Genomic DNA, 2,498 nt, shown 5'->3' on the forward strand with positions numbered 1-2,498 from the left:
CCTTGATGGTGTTGGGTTATACCCTTTGACAAACCCATCATACCGAGGCGCTCCTTTTCTTTCAAAGTCCAATTCTTAGGACTAACAGGAATGTTTAGTTTAACGCTGCACTTTAGTACTATCCTTTTTAAACAAAATAATCCAAAATGATGCTGCAGCGCTTTTGATCAAGCTCCGAACCAGTCCGTGGATCTTGCCAAGATCAGGAATTCTAACATAAAAACAGCCTGCCGTGTTTTACAACACAGCCAGGCTGTTTGAGAATTAGATTGCTGACGCTACTGTAAGTATCCTTTTCAAAATTATTTACCGCCTTCGACTTAAATTAAGCTCTTCATGCCTCGCAGCCACTCATAAAAACCATCATCTAAAAAAAGATCCGGGATGTATGTTTGAGTGTAATTGCAATTTGGGCAAAGAAGTACCAACCCTTGTTCAAGCACCTTAGGGTATAATTTCTCGTGTTTGTAAGAGGATGCACTCCTTCTGCCTGCTGGTAATCCTTAATACGTTGCTTAACATCTTCTTTGTTCATTTATATCCCCTTCATTTGTTGAGATCAGCATTATACCAAGATATATATTGTTAGACATTGATTTCTTGCGATTCAACTCTACCATCCTTGAAAACCTTCAAATAGAATTTTTGCAAAAGCCTTATTCCTAAATACGCTTCATACCAGAACGATTTATTTCTCTGTGGTTCCACAACTTCAATCGTTTCGCCATCCATTATTACATAGACTCTATTATTTTCAATTAAATTTTGCCCCAAAACCGATAATTACGATGTCATAACTCTGTTTCTTATAACCTTCTTCACGTGTATTAGATCATTCCGACTTTTCAATAGAAAAACGCTGTTTTATAGCAAGTTCCCCCTTTGAACTATCGTTATCTGTTAGCTTATAATACATTATTTTTCCTAAATAAATAGGCCACTCCATTATGGGGAGTGGCTTTGTCTTTATATTTTGATGTATATTTTCTGCTCAAAAGGAAATCTAAAACTTCATGTTTTCGATTACCTCGCTTTCTTCCTCCAATGTAGGGGACGCCAATTCAACTTTTGGTCATTTGTGTGCTTTGCTTTCTGCTCCTTAAACACTTTATCTTGCCACATTTGATACAGATAAATGATCAAAGCAAAACCGACCATCATAGCAACAACAGCTATTGTAGGCAAAGTCGATTCACTCGAAACAAGCCCCATCCGTTGCCATATCGGATAAACGATGTACATAAATAGCCCATCCAAAAGGACATTGACAACCAAATATAGCCATATTTTCCCGAAAGTAAAGCGGAATACCCAAATAACAATAGCCAAATATGCTCCATACACCCAAGGAACCGGGATGACTCTATCCCACCCGAACAGACTGGAACCTGACTCTTCCCACCATCCGTAATGGTAAGCTGCTTGATAAGCCAATGTATGGATGATGGTCATAAACAAAGCGACAGGCATATATCTGCGTACAGTATCCATTTTCAAAAACAACAAGGACGCCCAAGGTAATATCAGTAACGACCAGAGAATTATCTCTTTCATGTCATTTGAACTCCATTATAATTTTTTTTGTTCTTATGGGTGAAAATGTAGAAGTATACTGCCAGTTAGCACAAAGGCTGCATGCGGCAGCCTTTTGTGTTTTATTCAATTATCGTTACCCGTTAGTTCAATGGTCAATTTTGATTAATTCGTTTTACAACAGTTTCTAATTTCAATTCCAGGTCTTCACTGAGTCCGTTATAGAACTGGTTGTCTAGCGTTTCAAATAATTCAAATATATGATCGTGTTCTCCGGTTTGGGGTTCAGCTTCTTCATGCGCTCCTGGAGCAAAATGTCCAACTTTTCAAACTTGCGGCTCCACATCAATCGATAATTTCTGGTCCACTCTTCCACTTTGGAAATCGCCACCGGATTCAGTCGATAGATGCGCTGCTTCGCCTGCCTCTCCATCGTGACGACGTTCGCCTCGAGCAGCACCTTGAGATGCTGCGACACCGCAGGAGAGCTGATCTGAATATGTCCGCAAATTTCCGTAGCGTGAGTTGCTAATAGCTTGATGATCCGGCGCCGTCGTGCAGCCCTTGACGGCGAAAAACCATGTGACGTATTGTCTTAAATCGCTCCTGTTCCCTAATTAAATTAAAACTAAGTTTCCCTTAAACACAAGATCGATTCAAGTATGTAATTTACTTCACATAACTTTTTTTTCGTAATGGTTATAATAAATTTGTCTCCCCTGGACACAGGAACTTGGAAGATTGAAAATCGAAAAATATGGTAAGGAGATTTATCATGGAAACCTTGGAGAAAGATTTATTCACTGCACTACGCGAACGGCGCTCTATTTATGGAATTAGCAAAGAATCACCAATTTCGGATCAAAGTATCCAAGAAATAATCGAGGAAACCGTTAAACATACACCATCGGCGTTTAACAATCAAACTACCCGCGTTGTTCTGCTCTTGGGTGAACAACATGACA

At 39.4% G+C, this 2,498-nt stretch carries 3 protein-coding genes; 1 reads left to right on the forward strand and 2 read right to left on the reverse strand.

Annotated elements, in window-relative coordinates:
* Positions 1-1,023: 1,023 nt before the first annotated feature.
* Together ASD40_RS21790 and ASD40_RS36165 are read right to left on the reverse strand one after the other, a co-directional pair.
* On the reverse strand, positions 1,024-1,554 hold the full coding sequence (locus ASD40_RS21790) for a hypothetical protein (RefSeq protein ID WP_235549342.1): 531 nt from the start codon (positions 1,552-1,554) through the stop codon (positions 1,024-1,026).
* Positions 1,555-1,768: 214 nt separating this feature from the next.
* Positions 1,769-2,077: an ArsR/SmtB family transcription factor gene (locus tag ASD40_RS36165; RefSeq protein ID WP_063860351.1), complete on the reverse strand. Its 309-nt coding sequence runs from the start codon at positions 2,075-2,077 to the stop codon at positions 1,769-1,771.
* Positions 2,078-2,308: 231 nt separating this feature from the next.
* On the opposite strand from ASD40_RS36165, the gene ASD40_RS21800 reads away from it, so the two are divergent.
* A partial coding sequence (locus ASD40_RS21800) for a nitroreductase family protein (RefSeq protein WP_200957453.1) occupies positions 2,309-2,498 on the forward strand: 190 nt, incomplete at its 3' end.

Origin of the sequence: Paenibacillus sp. Root444D2 (genome assembly GCF_001426375.1) — a bacterium.
Lineage (GTDB): Bacteria > Bacillota > Bacilli > Paenibacillales > NBRC-103111 > Paenibacillus_E.

Coding starts and splice junctions, on each gene's coding strand:
- ASD40_RS21790 (WP_235549342.1), bottom strand. CDS start 1,554: ATGAAAGAGATAATTCTCTGGTCGTTACTGATATTACCTTGGGCGTCC.